At 60.2% G+C, this 16539-nt stretch carries 18 protein-coding genes; 14 read left to right on the top strand and 4 right to left on the bottom strand.

Annotated elements, in window-relative coordinates:
• The first annotated feature begins 61 nt into the window (after positions 1–61).
• From FTO60_RS14930 to FTO60_RS14910, 5 genes are all read left to right on the top strand, one after another.
• Complete coding sequence (locus tag FTO60_RS14930) at positions 62–1396, top strand: pitrilysin family protein (RefSeq protein WP_148056692.1); 1335 nt, start codon at positions 62–64, stop codon at positions 1394–1396.
• Positions 1393–2703: a pitrilysin family protein gene (locus FTO60_RS14925; RefSeq protein ID WP_148056691.1), complete on the top strand. Its 1311-nt coding sequence runs from the start codon at positions 1393–1395 to the stop codon at positions 2701–2703. The genes FTO60_RS14930 and FTO60_RS14925 overlap by 4 nt, the downstream gene beginning before the upstream one ends.
• Before the next feature lie 53 nt (positions 2704–2756).
• Entirely contained in the window at positions 2757–4562 is a 1806-nt protein-coding gene (gene mutL, locus FTO60_RS14920) for a DNA mismatch repair endonuclease MutL (protein ID WP_148056690.1), read from the top strand.
• Positions 4559–5788, top strand: coding sequence for a DNA recombination protein RmuC (locus tag FTO60_RS14915; protein WP_148056689.1), 1230 nt, complete (start codon positions 4559–4561; stop codon positions 5786–5788). The genes mutL and FTO60_RS14915 overlap by 4 nt, the downstream gene beginning before the upstream one ends.
• A 61-nt stretch (positions 5789–5849) precedes the next feature.
• Positions 5850–6239 (top strand): hypothetical protein, encoded by a 390-nt coding sequence (locus tag FTO60_RS14910; protein ID WP_148056688.1) that lies wholly within the window; start codon positions 5850–5852, stop codon positions 6237–6239.
• A 4-nt stretch (positions 6240–6243) separates the two neighbouring features.
• On the opposite strand, the gene FTO60_RS14905 is transcribed toward FTO60_RS14910, so the two are convergent.
• A complete protein-coding gene (locus tag FTO60_RS14905; protein WP_172623938.1) occupies positions 6244–6900 on the bottom strand; it encodes a ChrR family anti-sigma-E factor in 657 nt (218 codons plus the stop codon).
• Positions 6901–6902: 2 nt separating this feature from the next.
• The gene (locus FTO60_RS14900) at positions 6903–7559 is read right to left on the bottom strand and encodes a sigma-70 family RNA polymerase sigma factor (RefSeq protein WP_148056686.1); all 657 of its coding nucleotides are present in this window, start codon (positions 7557–7559) and stop codon (positions 6903–6905) included.
• 124 nt (positions 7560–7683) lie between these two features.
• On the opposite strand from FTO60_RS14900, the gene FTO60_RS14895 reads away from it, so the two are divergent.
• From FTO60_RS14895 to FTO60_RS14870, 6 genes are all read left to right on the top strand, one after another.
• Entirely contained in the window at positions 7684–8979 is a 1296-nt protein-coding gene (locus FTO60_RS14895) for an NAD(P)/FAD-dependent oxidoreductase (RefSeq protein WP_148056685.1), read from the top strand.
• Positions 8976–9731, top strand: a complete 756-nt coding sequence (locus FTO60_RS14890) for a DUF1365 domain-containing protein (RefSeq protein WP_148056684.1) — start codon at positions 8976–8978, stop codon at positions 9729–9731. The genes FTO60_RS14895 and FTO60_RS14890 overlap by 4 nt, the downstream gene beginning before the upstream one ends.
• Entirely contained in the window at positions 9728–10957 is a 1230-nt protein-coding gene (locus FTO60_RS14885; RefSeq protein WP_148056683.1) for an MFS transporter, read from the top strand. The genes FTO60_RS14890 and FTO60_RS14885 overlap by 4 nt, the downstream gene beginning before the upstream one ends.
• 3 nt (positions 10958–10960) lie before the next feature.
• Positions 10961–11521: a DUF3833 domain-containing protein gene (locus FTO60_RS14880; RefSeq protein WP_148056682.1), complete on the top strand. Its 561-nt coding sequence runs from the start codon at positions 10961–10963 to the stop codon at positions 11519–11521.
• A gap of 15 nt (positions 11522–11536) precedes the next feature.
• Complete coding sequence (locus FTO60_RS14875; protein ID WP_148056681.1) at positions 11537–12274, top strand: SDR family oxidoreductase; 738 nt, start codon at positions 11537–11539, stop codon at positions 12272–12274.
• Between the two features lie 78 nt (positions 12275–12352).
• Positions 12353–12670, top strand: a complete 318-nt coding sequence (locus tag FTO60_RS14870; protein ID WP_148056680.1) for a DUF3775 domain-containing protein — start codon at positions 12353–12355, stop codon at positions 12668–12670.
• Here FTO60_RS14870 and FTO60_RS14865 read toward each other — a convergent pair.
• Entirely contained in the window at positions 12667–13701 is a 1035-nt protein-coding gene (locus tag FTO60_RS14865; protein ID WP_172623908.1) for a saccharopine dehydrogenase, read from the bottom strand. The genes FTO60_RS14870 and FTO60_RS14865 overlap by 4 nt on opposite strands.
• A 54-nt stretch (positions 13702–13755) precedes the next feature.
• The gene (locus tag FTO60_RS17770) at positions 13756–13923 is read right to left on the bottom strand and encodes a hypothetical protein (protein ID WP_172623907.1); all 168 of its coding nucleotides are present in this window, start codon (positions 13921–13923) and stop codon (positions 13756–13758) included.
• Between the two features lie 120 nt (positions 13924–14043).
• On the opposite strand from FTO60_RS17770, the gene FTO60_RS14860 reads away from it, so the two are divergent.
• From FTO60_RS14860 to FTO60_RS18055, 3 genes are all read left to right on the top strand, one after another.
• The gene (locus tag FTO60_RS14860) at positions 14044–14283 is read left to right on the top strand and encodes a hypothetical protein (RefSeq protein ID WP_148056678.1); all 240 of its coding nucleotides are present in this window, start codon (positions 14044–14046) and stop codon (positions 14281–14283) included.
• Between the two features lie 85 nt (positions 14284–14368).
• Positions 14369–16045: a peptidoglycan-binding protein gene (locus tag FTO60_RS14855; RefSeq protein ID WP_148056677.1), complete on the top strand. Its 1677-nt coding sequence runs from the start codon at positions 14369–14371 to the stop codon at positions 16043–16045.
• Positions 16042–16512: a GNAT family N-acetyltransferase gene (locus tag FTO60_RS18055; protein ID WP_148056676.1), complete on the top strand. Its 471-nt coding sequence runs from the start codon at positions 16042–16044 to the stop codon at positions 16510–16512. The genes FTO60_RS14855 and FTO60_RS18055 overlap by 4 nt, the downstream gene beginning before the upstream one ends.
• Positions 16513–16539: the final 27 nt, after the last annotated feature.

Here is a 16539-nt window from a genome sequence, read left to right as displayed (position 1 = left end):
CGACTTGAAGCGGGCGAGAACCAGCGTAAGTTACGGGCAACGTCATTGATAGGAATTGCCGATGTTGCGCGCTTTGACCGCCGTTTTTGCCCTGCTGACCAGCTCTGCGCTCTATGCTCAGGAAGTCACCACCTATACACTTGATAACGGCATGGATGTCGTTGTGATCGAGGATCATCGCGCCCCCGTTGTCGTGCAGATGGTCTGGTATCGGATCGGGTCAGCCGATGAACCGGTGGGCGCATCCGGTGTGGCGCATTTTCTAGAACACCTGTTGTTCAAAGAGACTGAAAACATGGCGAGCGGCGAGATGTCGGCGACCGTGGCCGCCAACGGTGGCAGTGACAATGCCTTTACCAGCTATGATTACACCGCCTACTACCAGCGTGTGGCGGCGGACCGGCTTGAGCTGATGATGCGGATGGAAAGTGACCGCATGAACAATCTGCGCATCACCGAGGCCGACATTGAGACAGAACGCAATGTTGTCCTTGAAGAACGCGCGCAGCGCACTGACAACAACGCAGGTGCACTGGCCCGTGAACAGATGCGCGCGGCCCAGTATATGAACCATCGTTATGGGGTGCCGATCATCGGCTGGCGTCACGAGATGGAGGACCTGAGCCTGCAGGATGCGCTTGATTTCTATGACCTCTATTATTCGCCCAACAACGCGATTCTGGTCGTTGCAGGCGATGTCCAGCCCGACGAGGTTCTGGCACTGGCCGAGCAATATTACGGGGTGATTCCCGCCGAGCCAGACCTGCCCGAGCGCCTGCGCCCCGAGGAACCACCGCAAAACGCCGAACGCCGTCTGATCTTTGAAGACCCGCGCGTGGCGCAGCCCTATATCACCCGTAGCTATCTGGCCCCCGAGCGTGACAGCGGCGCTCAAGAGGACGCAGCCGCGCTGGTTTATCTTGCTGATATCATTGGAGGATCGTCATTTACCTCGGTGCTGGGCGAAGCGTTGCAGTTTGACACGCAGACAGCCGTTTACACAGGTGCCGGATATGATGCGAGCAGCCTGGATGACACCACCTTTGGGATCACCGTTGTGCCTGCGGTGGGCGTGTCGTTGCAAGACAGCGAAGATGCGATGGACGCGGCGATTGCTGCCTTTATGGAAACGGGCGTGGACCCCGATCAGCTTGAGCGTCTGCGCACCCAGTTTCGCGCATCCGAGATTTATGCGCGCGACAATGTCGAAGGTATCGCCAACCGGTATGGTGCGGCCCTGACCCAAGGGTTGACCGTGCAGGATGTGCAGGACTGGCCCGATATTTTGCAGGCCGTCACAGCCGACGATATCATGGCTGTTGCCGCCAAAGTTCTTGACCGCAAACAGTCCGTCACGGGCTGGGTCATTCCCAACCGCGAGGCGTTGACCCAATGATCCGTTTTATATTTGCCGCCCTTTTTTCTGTCGTCGCTGTCTCTGCGCAGGCCCAAGTCGAAATTCAGGAAGTGACATCGCCCGGTGGTATCAATGCCTGGCTTGTGGAAGATCGTTCGATCCCGTTTCTTGCACTGGAAATCCGGATCAAGGGCGGTGCCTCGCTGGATGTCGCAGGTAAACGCGGCGCTGCAAACCTGATGACAGGCCTGCTTGAGGAAGGATCGGGCGACATGGATGCCCGCACGTTCCAAACCGCCCGCGAAGGACTGGCCGCGTCTTTCGGGTTTGACATATATGATGACAGTTTTTCGGTCTCCGCCCGCGTTCTGACCGAAAACCGTGACGAGGCCTTGGCGTTGTTGCGCAGCGCGTTGATCGACCCGACATTTGACGATGATGCCGTGGAGCGTGTCCGTGCGCAGGTGCAGTCGATCATTGCCAGCGACGAAAAGAACCCCAACCGGATCGCCGGAGCGGCCTTTGATGCGGCGGCCTTTGGCGACCATCCTTATGGGTCTTCCCTGACTGGCACCGCCGAGAGTATTGCGGCGCTGACCCGCGACGATCTGATTGCGGCGCACCGCAATGTCCTGACCCGCGATCGCGTTTACGTGGGCGCGGTGGGCGATATTTCGGCGGATGAACTGGGCGTGTTGCTGGACGATCTTCTGGGCAATTTGCCCCAAGCAGACGCGCCGCTGCCAGATGATGTGCCCTTTGGCCTTGCGGGTGGTGTAACCGTGGTGCCGTTCGAGACGCCGCAATCTGTCGCCTATTTTGGTCAACAAGGCATCAAGCGGGACGACGAAGATTTCTTTGCCGCCTATATCTTGAATACCATTCTTGGGGGCGGCAGTTTCGAAAGCCGCCTGATGACCGAAGTGCGTGAAAAGCGCGGTCTGACCTATGGCGTCTATACCTATCTTGTCCCCAAGGATTACGCTGAAATGATGGTTGGGTCGGTCGCTTCGGGCAATGATCGGATCGGCGAGGCAATTGCCGTGATCCGTGATGAATGGGCGCGTATGGCGACCGAGGGCGTCACCGCACAAGAGCTGGACGCCGCCAAAACGTTTCTCACGGGGGCCTATCCGTTGCGGTTTGACGGAAATGCGCCGATTGCCGATATTCTGGTGGGCATGCAGATGACGGGCCTGCCGCCGGACTATGTGGTCAATCGCAACGACTATGTGAATGCGGTGACTTTGGACGAGATCAACCGCGTGGCCCGGGAATTGCTGCGCCCCGAAGACTTGCATTTTGTCGTAGTCGGGCAACCTGTGGGCGTTGAGAATACGAACTAGGCGGACACAAAACCCCCTGTCAGAATCGCGCGCACTGCGCTATCCGTTGGGGTATGGCCATTCCTGACCCCAAGATAGGCGAAAACCGCCCAGTTATTCGACAGCTTGACGATTCCGCGATCAACCGGATTGCAGCAGGTGAAGTCGTGGAAAGCCCTGCGTCGGCCGTCAAGGAATTGGTGGAAAATGCGATAGATGCGGGGGCCAGACGGATTGATATTGCCGTGGCCGATGGGGGCAAGACCCTGATCCGCGTTACCGACGATGGCTGCGGCATCGCGCCGGGCGATTTGCCGCTGGCCATGTCGCGCCATGCCACGTCAAAGATCGACGGCTCGGACCTGCTCAATATCCACTCGTTCGGATTCCGAGGCGAGGCCTTGCCGTCACTGGGCGCAGTGGGCCGTTTGTCGATCACCAGCCGTGTGGCGGGGGAAGATGCAGCGGTTATTCAGGTAAATGGCGGCAAAACCGAGGCCGTGCGCCCCGCTGCGCTGTCAAACGGCACTGTCGTGGAATTGCGCGATCTGTTCTATGCCACGCCCGCGCGTCTGAAATTCCTGCGCACGGATCGGGCCGAGGCGCAGGCGATCGGTGATGTCGTCAAGCGCCTTGCGATGGCCGAGCCCTTTGTCGGGTTCACCCTGCGTGATGTGTCGGGCGGTGGCGAAGGGCGGGTGACCTTTCGCGCCGACCCCGAAAGCGGCGATATGTTTGATGCGCTACATGGGCGGCTGGCCAGCGTGCTGGGCCGCGATTTTTCCGATAATGCGCTGGCGATTGATGCAGAACGCGACGGGTTCCACCTGACCGGATACGCCGCCCTGCCGACCTATTCGCGCGGGTCTGCCGTGCAGCAATTCTTGTTCGTCAATGGCCGCCCAGTGCGGGATAAATTGCTGATTGGTGCGCTGCGCGGGGCCTACATGGATTTCCTGTCGCGTGACCGTCACCCCGCAGCGGTGCTGTTTGTGGATTGCGATCCACATATGGTTGACGTGAACGTGCATCCCGCCAAATCCGAAGTCCGGTTTCGTGATCCCGCCACCGTGCGCGGGCTGATCGTCAGCGGTTTGCGTCACGCGCTTGCGGGTGCTGGACATCGTGCATCGACGACCGTGGCAGGCGCGACCCTGGGGGCGATGCAACCTGAACAGGGCCGCGTGTATCAGATGGACCGTCCGTCACAGGGTTTCACGCGGCCCACACCGGGATTTGCGGAAATGGACGCGCCTTCGGCCCGGTTTGAACCGGCCTCACAGGTGGTCGAGACCGCGCATCTGCCGCTGGGGGCCGCCCGCGCGCAAGTACACGAGAATTATGTCATCGCCCAAACCGAAACCGGTATCGTGATCGTCGATCAGCATGCGGCGCATGAACGGCTGGTCTATGAAAAACTGAAACGCCAGATGGCAGAGAATGGGGTGGCGGCGCAGGCGCTGCTGATCCCCGAGATCGTCGAGCTGTCCGACAGCGACGCCGCGCTTTTGCTGGATCTGGCCGACGATCTGGCGCGCCTTGGCCTGGTGATCGAGCCTTTTGGCGGCGGGGCGATTGCGGTGCGCGAAACCCCTGCGATTCTGGGTGAGGTCAACGCCGAGGCGATGTTGCGAGATGTGCTGGACGAACTGGCCGATTTGGGCGACAGCCAGTCGGTGCAGGCCAAGATCGAGGCGATCCTGAGCCGCGTGGCCTGCCACGGGTCGATCCGGTCGGGCCGGTTGATGCGCGCCGAGGAAATGAACGCCCTGCTGCGCGAGATGGAGGCCACACCCCACTCCGGCCAGTGCAATCATGGACGCCCGACCTATGTTGAACTGAAACTTTCCGACATTGAAAGGCTGTTTGGACGCACATGATCACGATTGGCGATACCATGTATGACCTTGGCGATCCGGCGACACTGCTGGTGTTGTTTGGCCTTGTCGTCGCGGCGCTGGTCGTGATCCTGTTGATTGTCTCGGTGCGCCGTGCGGGTGCGCAGGCGCGTTCGGTCGCCGAGGTCGCACAACAGGTCGGGCGGTTGAACATGGATGTGCAGACGCTGGGACAGGGGCAGCAGCAATTGTCCGGTAGCCTTTTGCAGGTCAGCGAAACGCAGGCCAAAGTGTCGGAAAACGTTACCCGCCAGATGGGCGAGGTCAAGCTGCACGTGAACGAACGGCTGGCCGAAAACATCGCGCGGTCGCAGCGTGCTATGGTGGAAATGCAGGAACGCATGAAGGAAAGCCTGCATGGTAGTTCGGAAAAGACCACCAAAAGCCTGACAGAATTGCAGGAACGCCTCGCGACCATCGATAAGGCGCAGGACAATATCACCAAGCTGTCGGGTGATGTTCTGTCTTTGCAGGATATTCTGAGCAATAAACAAACGCGCGGCGCGTTCGGGGAAATCCAACTGTCCGATATCGTGCGCAAGGCGCTGCCGTCCGACAGCTACGCGCTGCAGGCAACCCTATCCAACGGCAAGCGTGCCGACTGTCTGATCCACCTGCCCAATCCGCCGGGGCCAATCGTGATTGATGCCAAGTTCCCGCTTGAAGCCTACGAGGAATACCTGCGGGCGGACGGGCGCGAGGCGCAGGATCGTGCCTTGAAAACGCTGGGCGCGGCGGTGCGCGTGCATATCAGGGCAATCTCCGAGAAATACATCATCGAAGGTGAAACGGCCGATGGCGCGCTGATGTTCCTGCCCTCCGAGGCAGTTTATGCCGAACTGCACGCCCGATTGCCTCATATCGTACGCGAGGGGTTTGATGCGCGGGTCTGGATCGTGTCGCCGACCACGTGCATGGCCACGCTGAACACCATGCGCGCGATCCTGAAGGATGCGCGCATGCGGGAACAGGCTGGCACGATCCGCAAGGCGTTGAAACAACTGCACCGTGATGTGGAAATCATCGGTGAAAAGGCAGGCAAGCTTGAGGTGCATTTGCGGCAGGCCGGGGATGATGTGGGGGGGATTCTCACGGCCAGCACGCGGGCGGGCAAACGCGCCGACCGTCTTGACAACTTTGATTTCGAAGAACTTGCGCCCGATGATGACACACCCAACGTGGTGCCGCTTACCCCGCCCAAGCCGTGATCAGGCGTTGCGGTGACGCGGGGTGAACGCTAGCCTAGGGTCAACAGACAGGGGATTGATCATGCAAAAACGTGCAGCCGGTATCTTGGGCGCTCTGATCTTGGCGGGATGTAGTGAAGGCTTTGACGCTTCCCAGCTTGAGTATGGCAATATCGAACGCGTTGTGGCGCGACAGATTGCCAGCACCAGCGATATGCAGCCCTTTGCCGAGGGACCGGTTTCAATCGTCGTGACGGAACAGGATGCGCTGCGCACCTATTCCCTGTATCCCTGCCGTGGCGACACGCATATATGCGCCGGTGGCCCGGGCGGACGGGCCGGGCATTTGCAGGATGGCGCCGAATGGGATGTGGTGACAGGCGCATATGCCAATCGCGCGTTTTACCTGTCCCCGGGCGGCAGTGGCTACATGAAGCGCGGCGCGCAATATTTGCCACTGGCCTGGGACTGAGCGTTTAAATTCGCAAGAAAGGCTGGGCGAGGCGCGGAATCAAGCTGTTAAAACGCAGCGGCGCATCGGTTGCTGCAAGGCAGATGCAATCCAACCCTTCTTCGGCCACGGGTGTGTGCACCATTTCTTCGTTCGCGACTTCAATGTCGCCTTTGCCGAACCGGTCGCTTTCATCGCGAAACGCGCCTTGCAGCACCAGTGTGAGTTCTGTCCCGCGATGCCCGTGGTCGGGCACAGCGGTGCCGGCGGGGATGCGGAGCAGGCGCACAGACGCGCTTTTGTCGGTTTTCAGGATCGCCTGTGACACGCCACCACCGATCTTGCGCCATTTCACCGCACTTAGGTCGCCACCGGTGTAATCCCGCAGAGGCGCAGGGAAAATGCCATCATGTTTGGCTGGCAGGGCGGGAGACGTTTCGAAAGTCTTGTCCTGACGGATCAGTGCGAGGGTTGCTGCCAAGGCATCGTCACCCATATCGCTGGACGTCATCTCCATGACCTCGCCACCGACTGCGTCAAATTCGTGCATCCGCGCACGGCATTCGTCACACAGCGAGATATGCGTGGCGACCACGAGGTTGAATGCCTCGGGGAGGGAGCCAGCCGAATAGCCCATCAAAAGGGCGTCGGTAAGGTGATGTTTGATCTCGGTCATATCCATCTTCATTTCATCGTGTGGCGCAGTCGGTCCAGCGCCAATCTAATCCGCGATTTGATCGTGCCCAGAGGCAGACCGGTTTCCTGTGCAATTTCACTGTGCGTCAAGTCGCCGAAATAGGCGCGCTCGATCAGGTTACGTTGCTTTTCGGGCAGGGCCGCAAGGGCGGCACCCAACCGTTCGGTGTCTTGTTGCAGGGCCAGCACATCTTCCTGGTCGGGCTCTGCTTCGGGGCCCCAAGTCAGATCCTCCGGCTCGGGGCGGCGTTGTTTGCGCAGAAGGTCGATCTTGCGGTTTCGGGCGATCGTAAAAATCCATGTGGACACGCTTGCGCGGGTCGGATCGAACATATGCGCCTTTCGCCACAGGGTCGCCATGACGTCCTGCGTGCATTCCTCGGCAAGCTCGGCGCTTGCTCCGGACTTTATCAAAAACCCCTTCACGCGCGGCGCGAAATGCTGGAACACCTCGGCGAATGCCTGTTCATCCTGCTTGTCGCGGATTGCCGCAAGTTGGGCGACCCATATCGTGCGGTCGGGTTGTTCAGTCTTGGCCACTTTGGCCCCTCCATTGCGTTCAGCGCGCGCCTTGCTTCCCCCATTATAGGGGACAGGGAAGGCGGGTGCATCCGCAATTGTTGGGGCGTCTGTAGCCATCAACATACACAATCTACGCGGCGCGCCCGCAGTTGGATCACAACATTTGCGAATTTTGCTTTCATCCAATCGGCGCGGTGCAACGTAATAGAAATACAACAAAAAATTCGGGTAACGGGAAACACAGATAATGCCTTTCGAAACCGGGGCCAGTGCCTCAAAGAATATCGCCGTGATCGGTGCTGGAATATCAGGCATGGGCGCCGCGCACATGCTGGCCAAAAGTCACCGTGTCACGCTGTTCGAAGCGGAGGATCGGCTTGGCGGTCATGCTCGCACGCGGATGGCCGGGCCTCAGGGCGATCAGGCCGTGGACACGGGTTTTATCGTGTTCAACTATGCCAACTATCCCCATCTGGCGGCCCTGTTTGACGAACTGGATGTGCCGGTGATCCCGTCGAGCATGAGTTTTGGCGCATCGATTGACGGCGGCCGCTTTGAATATGGGTTGGCGTCACTGAATGCCTTGTTCGCGCAAAAACGAAATGCTGGGAACCCGCGGTTTTTGCGCATGGTCCGGGATATCTTTCATTTTAATGCCAAGGCGCTGGCAGCCTCGCGCGAGGACGGGCTGACCGTGGGCGGCCTTCTCGACAAACTTGGCACAGGTCCTTGGTTTCGCGACTATTATCTGCTGCCGCTATCGGGTGCGATCTGGTCCACGCCGGTGGAAAAGATCATGGATTTCCCCGCGCACGCGATGGTGCAATTCTTTGAAAACCACGCCCTGCTGCACCACACAGGTCAACACCAATGGTTCACCGTGCAAGGTGGTAGTCATGAGTATGTGTCCCGTCTGGGCAGATCGATGGAAAATCGTGGCGTGCGTCTGCGTCTTGGTGCGCCGATTGATGCAGTCAAGCGCGACCCGATCGCCGTGTCGATCAAAGCCAGAGGTGGGGATTGGGAACAATTTGACGAAGTAGTTTTTGCCACCCACTCCGATGATACCCTGCGTTTGCTGGCTGATCCGTCGCCGCAGGAAAAATCCGTTTTGGGCGCGGTGAAATACCAGCCCAACAGGATTGTTCTGCATTCCGACGAAACGATCATGCCCAAACGCAAGCCGGTCTGGTCGTCGTGGGTTTACGCCGAGGATGCGGGTAAGCAAAGCGACCAGATCGACCTGACCTATTGGATGAATTCGCTGCAACCCTGGCTGAGGCGGGACAATTTCTTCGTGACGTTGAATACGACCCGCCCGATCCGCGATGACCTGATCTGGGACGAGGTAACCCTGCGCCATCCGGTCTATGATCTGGCGGCGCTGGATGCCCAGCGGGCGGCTGCGGCGATGAATGGCGCGAACCGCACATGGTTTTGCGGTGCGTGGATGAAACACGGCTTTCACGAAGACGGGCTGGCAAGCGCGGTTGATGTGGTCATGGCGATGAACACCGCCGAACTGGCCATGGCGGCCGAGTGAGCTGCGTTCAACATATCGCGGGCGAGACCTATCATGGTCGGCGCGGGGGCACGAAAAATGCCTTTCGCTATTCGATTGACTATGTGCTGCTGGACGCTGAGGGCATGCCGGATCATCCGGCGCTGTTCGGGCGCAATGCGCGCGGTCTGATGTCGGTGCATGACGTTGATCATGGCGGCGCGCCACATTCCGGGCGCGGTGCGCCCTGGGTGCGTGATGTGCTGGCGCAGCACGGGCTAGACGTGACGGGACGGGTTGATCTGCTGGCCCAGCCGCGTGTGCTGGGGCATGTGTTCAACCCGGTGTCGTTCTGGCTGATCCACGACGACGCCAGCGTCTTGCGGGTGGTGATCGCAGAGGTGACAAACACATTTGGCGACCGACATTCCTATCTGTGCCATCACGCCGATCTGCGCGAGATCACCAAGGCTGACACTATATCGGCACAAAAGATTTTCCATGTTTCGCCGTTTCAGCCGGTCGCGGGCGGGTATGAATTCCGGTTCGATATCCGGCCCGACAGAATCGGCATCTGGATCGACTATTCGCGCGGCAACGGCGGGCTGATCGCCACGCTCACCGGTGCGCGCAAGCCATTGACCAATGGCGCTATCCTGCGCGCGATGCTGCGCCGCCCGTTTGGGTCGCGCCGCGTGCTGGCGCTGATCCACTGGCAGGCGTTGGTGCTGTGGTGGAAGGGCGTGGCCTATCATTCGCGCCCCGCGCCACCCAGCGACGAGGTGTCGAAATGATCGCGCTGGAGCAACGGTATCCAGCCTATACCGGCTTTGCCGCTGTCCTGTCGGGCGCCGGTCTGCCGATCTATATCTACGCGCCGAAATACTACGCCGATACCTTTGGCGTGTCGTTGACGGTGCTGGGCGCGGTCTTGTTCGGGCTGCGCCTGTTTGACGTGGTGCAAGACCCGGTGCTGGGCTGGATCAGCGAGCGTTTGCGCAAGGGACGCGCCCTGGCTGTCAGCATCGGTGCGGCTGTATTGGCCGCGTCAATGTTGGGCCTGTTCGCCGTGGCCCCGCCGATTGATCCAGTCTGGTGGTTTGGCCTCGCGATCACGGGGTTGTTCACCGCATTCAGCTTTTTGACGATCAATTTCTATGCCCAGGGCATCGCCAAGGTTGGCGATGAGGCCAAGGGCCATGTGCGGCTTGCAGCATGGCGCGAAAGCGGGGCGTTGCTGGGTGTGTGTCTGGCTGCCGTTGCGCCGACCGTTCTGATGGGTGTCAGCGCTGCGCCGTTCGCCACCTTTGCATGGGGTTTTGCCGCCGCCACTTTGGTCGCGGCCCTGTTCATGTGGCCTGAATGGACAGGCGCGCGGGTCGATCAGCCACCCAGTCCGGTGGGCGATATTCTGGGTGACCCATTGGCGCGCCGGTTGCTGATCCTTGCGCTTGTCAATGCGACGCCGCTGGCCGTGTCCTCGACGCTGTTCCTGTTCTACGTCGAAAGCCGCCTTGGCGCACCGGGATGGGAAGGGCCGTTGCTGGTGCTGTTCTTTCTTGCCGCTGCCCTTTCGGCCCCGATCTGGAGCGCGCTTGCACGCCGCTATGGTGAAAAACCCGTGCTGCTGGCGGCGATGGTTCTGGCGGTGGCGTCATTTGGTGTGACGCTGACTCTGGGGCAGGGCGATACAACTGCCTTTGCCGTGATCTGCATCGCATCGGGCGCGACAATCGGCGCGGATCTGACACTGCTGCCCGCCATGTTCGCACGACGCCTGGCGACGATCTCTCCCAACGGCGGGCAGGGGTTTGGCCTGTGGTCGCTGGTGTCGAAATTCACCCTGGCCTTTGCGGCTGTGTTGTTGCTGCCGCTGCTGGAAAGATCCGGCTTTGCCGTCGCGGCGGTCAATCAGCCCGAACAGGCCCTGATGATGTTGACGGTGCTCTATGCGCTTGTGCCGTCGGTTCTGAAACTAGTGGCAATCGCGCTTTTGCTCGCCACCAAACTCGAGGATTAAGGTATGACAATCTTTCTCTCTTTGCTTGCGGGAATTGCTTTGACGATCATCGCGACCCTGTTGATCCAACGCCGCTTTTCCTTTCAGGCGCAGCGCCCCGAAGACTACGCCGCCGCCGGCCCCGCGTTCAGTCTTCGCGAACATCTGAATGGCCCGATCCAATGTGAAGGCGTGATCTATGGCCCGACCGGGCGGGTCACATCGCGGTTCGTCGCGGATTTCGAGGCAAGCTGGCAAGGCAATGTCGGCCGCATGGTCGAAACCTTTGCATATGATAGCGGCACGGTCCAAAATCGCGAATGGACGCTGACCGTTGGTAATGACGGGTCGATCAAGGCCACAGCACCCGATGTCGTTGGCACGGGTCATGGTCAGCAGGCCGGCAACAGCGTTGTCTTGAACTACCGCATCAAGTTGGCAGACGAGGCTGGCGGGCACGTGCTTGATACCGTCGACTGGATGTATCTGACGGCGAATGGAACCATCATGAACCGCAGCCAGTTTCGTAAATACGGGATCAAGGTGGCTGAACTGGTTGCGACGATGCGGCCCAAAGCGGCCTGAAACAAAGGATAGAACGTGCGAGAGTGGCAAGGAAAACGCTATTGGTTGGTCGGCGCAAGTGACGGGTTGGGGGCCGCCCTGGCTCAAGTGATGAGCCGCGCTGGTGCCGAGGTGATCCTGTCGGCCCGGTCGCGTGACAAGCTGCGCGCGGTCGCCGCCACCTTGCCGGGTAAATCGCATGTGCAGACTGTCGATATTGCCGATCATGACAGCGTTCGCGACGCGGCCAAGGCGATCGGACAAATCGATGGTGTCGTGCTGTTGGCGGGAGTTTACTGGCCATTTGGTGCCGATCAGTGGAACGCTGAACAGGCGGTCGCGATGGCCGATATCAACTTTACCGGGTTCATGCGGGTCCTGGGGCAGGTCGTGCCGCAGTTCGTGGAACGTGATGCGGGCCATATTGTTGTCACGTCGTCGCTCACCGGATTTCGCGGTTTGCCCGGATCAATCGGCTATACCGCATCCAAGGCCGCGACCATGTCATTGGCGGAATGCATGTATGCCGATCTGCGCAAGACGGGTGTGACCGTGCAAGTCGCCAACCCCGGATTTATCAGGACGCAGCTGACCGATAAAAACGATTTCAAGATGCCGTTCATCATGGAGCCGGAACAGGCCGCACATGAAATGTTTGATCACATGAACAGTGACGGGTTCAAGAAGAGCTTTCCCGGCCTGTTTTCACTACTGTTTCGCGGTAGTCAGTTTTTGCCGGACTGGCTTTATTACCGGATATTTGGTGCGCGCTAAGCTTGCGCCAGATCAAAGCGGGTGTAGGGTAGGAACGGCATGGTCGTTTAGCTGCAACCCCCCGAAAGGATCCGCGCGATGTTGAAAATTAGCACCGACAAAATTGCCGAGGTGATTATCCTTGCGCGCGACATGCCCCGAGGAGAGCGTGAGTTCGACGCATTCGTGTCCAACCTGCGGGACGAGGAAAAGTTCAGCCTTGTCGCCCTTATGTGGATCGGGCGCGGCAGCTTCGAGCCAGAGGAGCTTGAGGAGGCCATCGACACTGCCGCGAGCGAGGCGACAACGCCGACCCAGACCTATCTGAAGGGATCGCCTCATTTGGCGGATCATCTTGAGAATGGGCTTGATGCCCTGGGGATTTCCGCAAGCGATGCCGAGGACGATCTTTACTAAACGTGATCGGCAAAGGTTGCGCGGGCACGGCCCCAGACACCTGTGTCGATTTTTCCCAGCGTCCTGAGATGTGGTAAAAGCTGCGCTGCGAAATCCTGTGCGCTTTCCAGCGGCATGAGGGACGGCAGGTTGTCGATCGCCATCACATCCAGCGGCGGCGCATCATGCACGCGCAGCGCGGGTGCAGCCCAAGTGGTCGCGCGGTCATAAACTTTGACGGGTGAAAAATCGCTGTCGGGATCGCAGGCGATATCACCGATGACGCGCAGTTTGCGCGGTTGTGTGCCAGCATCGGCGGGCACGAATACAGGCGTGCCGGGTCGCGCAAGGATGCAATTGAAAAACAGGTCGTGCTGCATGACTTGTGGGAAAGGGCCGCCGCCTGCGGTTTCGGCCATGTCCCACAGGGTCACCGTCACGCCCATCGCGCGGCACAGATCTGCCGCACCGGTGCCAACGCGCCCCAATGCGCCGATGATCAGCGCGCTGGTCGGGGTGCCGTCCAGTTGCGCGCGCAGGTCGTCGCGCATGGCCTGTGCCGTTGGATAGGCGCTGACCGGTCCTTGCAGGTTGCCATTGCGCCGCGCCGTCAGACACATCAGCGACACCGCCGCTCCCGCATAGCCCGCCCAGTAGCCAAAGGCGGCCACGCGCCGCCCGTTTTCATCAGTCAGGTATTCCAGGTCATAAAGTGTGCCGCCCCCCATCTTGAACCGGTCCAGCAGCACACGCCCGCTGGGTTGCCCCTTATAGGCATGGCCGAACATGATGTGGCGATGTGTCAGGGGCGCGTCATCTTCGGGCAGTTCCTTGAGGCCGAAAATAACCGCCTCGGTGGGTGCGCCGGGCCACGAACCCTCGGGCGCGATCGTGCATCCGGCCGCGCGATAAGCGTCCGTTGGAATGATCCGTGTCGCGCTGTCTTCGACGGTAACGTGCAATCCGGCCGCGATCAGCTGTGCCGCTCCGTCGGGCATCAACCCGACCCGTTGTTCATTGTCACGTTGTTCGGCGCGGACCCACAGATGCATGGCTGACCCCTTGTTGGTGTTCGCGCCCTGCATAGGCGGAGTCGCGAAGGCGCGCTAGTAGGTGGTGCCGATCATGCCACGCAAAACGGGCAGCGCAATCGCGGCGATCACACCAATTCCCGCGCCAACGGCCAGCCGTGGCACAAGCCCGCCAAGACGCGGCGCGGCCATGCCAAGGCAACCGCAAACCACGGCATAATAGGTGATTGAAATCGGGTCCATCGCGCCTGTTTAGCACAAATTCGCCGAAACAGGTCAAATAACGTCGGTTACGATAAACCCGTTTGACGTCAGGTGCGCCCCTACCTCACAATCGGCGCAAGCATTGAAGGAGAGCCTATTATGGCCAAGCTTGTTGCAATCTTGAACGTTGTCGCGTGGGGCGGATTCTGGTCGTTCGGCTATCTTGCGCTGACGGCTGGTGATGAAAGTGCGGCGCATTTGGTCACGGCCATTTTGCTGGCATTTGCCGGGGCTGCCGTGGGGATTGTGGCGTTCTTCTGGCTTGCGCGCCACGCCGAGGAAATCGGCTATGCCAAGAAACCCAACCGTGTTTTGCCTGAACATCTGCGCGAGGGATAGGCGCGGGGTTATTGTATAACAATCGGTCACGGGCGTAGCCTGAGCTAATGCGTGCTACCCAATATCCGACGCGAAAGGACGAGCTATGCGCCATCTTTTGATTACGACGATTCTGGCCGCGCTGCCCCTTGGGGCGATGGCCGAGGACGCGGCCCTTGTTCTGGGCGTGGAGCGCTATGAACGGCTGGGCCGTCTGTCGCGGGCTGACGATGTTGTCGTGGCGGCCCAAGGGCTTGAGACGCTTGGGTTTGACGTGACTTCGCTTGCGAACGGGCGGGCCGATACCACGCTTGCGGCGCTAAACGATTTTGTGGCCGAGGCCGAGGACGCAGAGCGGCTCGTGGTGGTGATGTCGGGCCGTTTTGTGACCGATGGCTCCCGCACATGGTTGTTGACCGCTGATGCGGAAACGCCAACGCTTTTGTCGCTGGGCGACAAGGCGGTCTCGGTCGAAAGCGTGCTGCGCATTCTGGCAAGTGCGCAGGGGCGCGCTGTCTTGATGATCGGGGCCGAGGCAGATGACGGCACCGAAACCGGTGATGCGTATCTACGCGCCGCGATCGGGGTGCTGGACATTCCCCAGGGCGTGACGGTTTTGCGTGCAGCACCGGCCGACGCCGCGGCATTCCTGGCCGAAGAGCTGTCCGCCCCCGAGGCTGATCTGGCAGTGTTGATCGCGGCGAACCCGCGGGTGCGCGCTGCGGGATACCTGCCAGCGACATGGCCGTTCATGCCATCCGAAGTCACGGTCGAACCTGCTGATCCGCTTGGCACGCCCGTGGTTGATACCAGCGTCGAGGATGCCTTGTGGGAAGAGACAACCGCCCTTGATACGGTCGATGCCTACCGCGCATATCTGCGCCGTTTCCCCGACGGAAATTACATCGAAGCAGCAGAAACCACGATCGCTGAAATCCTTGCCGAACCCAACCGGGCGGATCGTTTGATCGAGGAAGAGTTACATCTGTCCCGCGATGCCCGCCGCGAAATCCAGCGCGATCTGACCGCGCTTGATTTCAATACGCGCGGCGTCGATGGGATTTTCGGCCCCATTTCACGCGGCGCAATTCGCAACTGGCAGCAAGAAAACGGCTATCCGCAGACCTCATATCTGACCACGGAACAGATCAGCCGACTGGACGCGCAGGCCGAACGCCGCGCCGCTGAATTGGCCGCCGAGGCAGAGCGCGAGCGTCTTGCGCAGGCGCGCCTTGATCGTGCGTTTTGGGATGAAACGGGCGGGCGCGGCGATGAACCGGGCTACCGCGCCTATCTGGGGCGCTACCCCGAGGGGCAGTTTGCTGCCCTTGCCCGTCAGCGTTTGGCCGCCATAGTAGGCGAGCGTGAAGCCGCGGCAACTGCCCTTGACCGTGCGGCGTGGGATCGCGCCCTTGCAACCGAAACACTTGCGGGCTTTCAAGCCTACCTTGCTGCCTATCCCGAGGGGGCGTTCAAGGCAGAGGCCGAAGCGCGCATTGCCGAACTGACCGAACCTGCTGAGGACACGGCAGCCATTGATGCTGCCCGTGCGCAGGAAGAAGCGTTGGGCCTGCCGCAAATTCGCGCCCAGCTTGTCGAATTGCGATTGCGCGAAATGGGCCTGAACCCCGGCGTTGTAGATGGCGAATTTGACGCGGATACCCGCACGGCGCTGCGTGCCTATCAGGAGAACGCGGGGCTAGGTGTCACGGGGTATCTTGATCGGGCGACAGCGGTGCAACTGCTTGCCGATAGCTTTGGTATCCGGATCGAGCGGCAGTGACACCTGACATCCGTCTGCTTGCGGATGTTCCCGAATTTGCCGCTGATACAGCCCGCCTTTTGGCGCACACTTGGCCGCAACACTATGGCGCGGTTGGGGCCGGTGACGCAGTTAGTGATCTTGTGCGGCGCATACGGCACTCCGGGCTGCCAATTGCGGTAGTTGCTTTGCACGGCACGCGGATAACTGGTACCGCAACCCTTTCCGCAAATTCGTTTGGTAAGTTGGACGATGAAGTCCCGTGGTTGATCGGGCTATGCGTTGCCCCCGATATGCGTGGGGGCGGTTTGGCGTCCGCACTTGGTGCCGCAATCGAGGGAATCGCGCGGGATCAGGGATTCGGACAGGTTCACACCACAACCCAAAGCGCGCGCGGACTACTTTTGCGGCGAAACTGGCAAGACTTGCGGACCGTGCCCAATCAAACCGGTGCGCACTGGACGGTAATGCGCAAAAGTCTGGCATAGAAAAAACCCGCCCCCAAAACTGGAGAC

The sequence above is a fragment of the Octadecabacter sp. SW4 genome (assembly GCF_008065155.1).
Lineage (GTDB): Bacteria > Pseudomonadota > Alphaproteobacteria > Rhodobacterales > Rhodobacteraceae > SW4.
The sequence above is the reverse complement of the archived record's forward strand: the minus strand, read 5'-3'. Positions and strand labels throughout refer to the sequence as shown.

Excerpts from the sequence above, each read along its gene's own strand:
- FTO60_RS14915 (WP_148056689.1), top strand. The coding sequence starts at position 4,559 with ATGATCACGATTGGCGATACCATGTATGACCTTGGCGATCCGGCGACA.
- FTO60_RS17770 (WP_172623907.1), bottom strand. The coding sequence starts at position 13,923 with ATGGACCCGATTTCAATCACCTATTATGCCGTGGTTTGCGGTTGCCTT.
- FTO60_RS14895 (WP_148056685.1), top strand. The coding sequence starts at position 7,684 with ATGCCTTTCGAAACCGGGGCCAGTGCCTCAAAGAATATCGCCGTGATC.
- FTO60_RS14865 (WP_172623908.1), bottom strand. The coding sequence starts at position 13,701 with ATGCATCTGTGGGTCCGCGCCGAACAACGTGACAATGAACAACGGGTC.
- FTO60_RS14925 (WP_148056691.1), top strand. The coding sequence starts at position 1,393 with ATGATCCGTTTTATATTTGCCGCCCTTTTTTCTGTCGTCGCTGTCTCT.
- mutL (WP_148056690.1), top strand. The coding sequence starts at position 2,757 with ATGGCCATTCCTGACCCCAAGATAGGCGAAAACCGCCCAGTTATTCGA.
- FTO60_RS14930 (WP_148056692.1), top strand. The coding sequence starts at position 62 with ATGTTGCGCGCTTTGACCGCCGTTTTTGCCCTGCTGACCAGCTCTGCG.
- FTO60_RS14870 (WP_148056680.1), top strand. The coding sequence starts at position 12,353 with ATGTTGAAAATTAGCACCGACAAAATTGCCGAGGTGATTATCCTTGCG.
- FTO60_RS14860 (WP_148056678.1), top strand. The coding sequence starts at position 14,044 with ATGGCCAAGCTTGTTGCAATCTTGAACGTTGTCGCGTGGGGCGGATTC.
- FTO60_RS14905 (WP_172623938.1), bottom strand. The coding sequence starts at position 6,900 with ATGGATATGACCGAGATCAAACATCACCTTACCGACGCCCTTTTGATG.
- FTO60_RS14885 (WP_148056683.1), top strand. The coding sequence starts at position 9,728 with ATGATCGCGCTGGAGCAACGGTATCCAGCCTATACCGGCTTTGCCGCT.
- FTO60_RS14880 (WP_148056682.1), top strand. The coding sequence starts at position 10,961 with ATGACAATCTTTCTCTCTTTGCTTGCGGGAATTGCTTTGACGATCATC.
- FTO60_RS14855 (WP_148056677.1), top strand. The coding sequence starts at position 14,369 with ATGCGCCATCTTTTGATTACGACGATTCTGGCCGCGCTGCCCCTTGGG.
- FTO60_RS14900 (WP_148056686.1), bottom strand. The coding sequence starts at position 7,559 with ATGTTGATGGCTACAGACGCCCCAACAATTGCGGATGCACCCGCCTTC.
- FTO60_RS14910 (WP_148056688.1), top strand. The coding sequence starts at position 5,850 with ATGCAAAAACGTGCAGCCGGTATCTTGGGCGCTCTGATCTTGGCGGGA.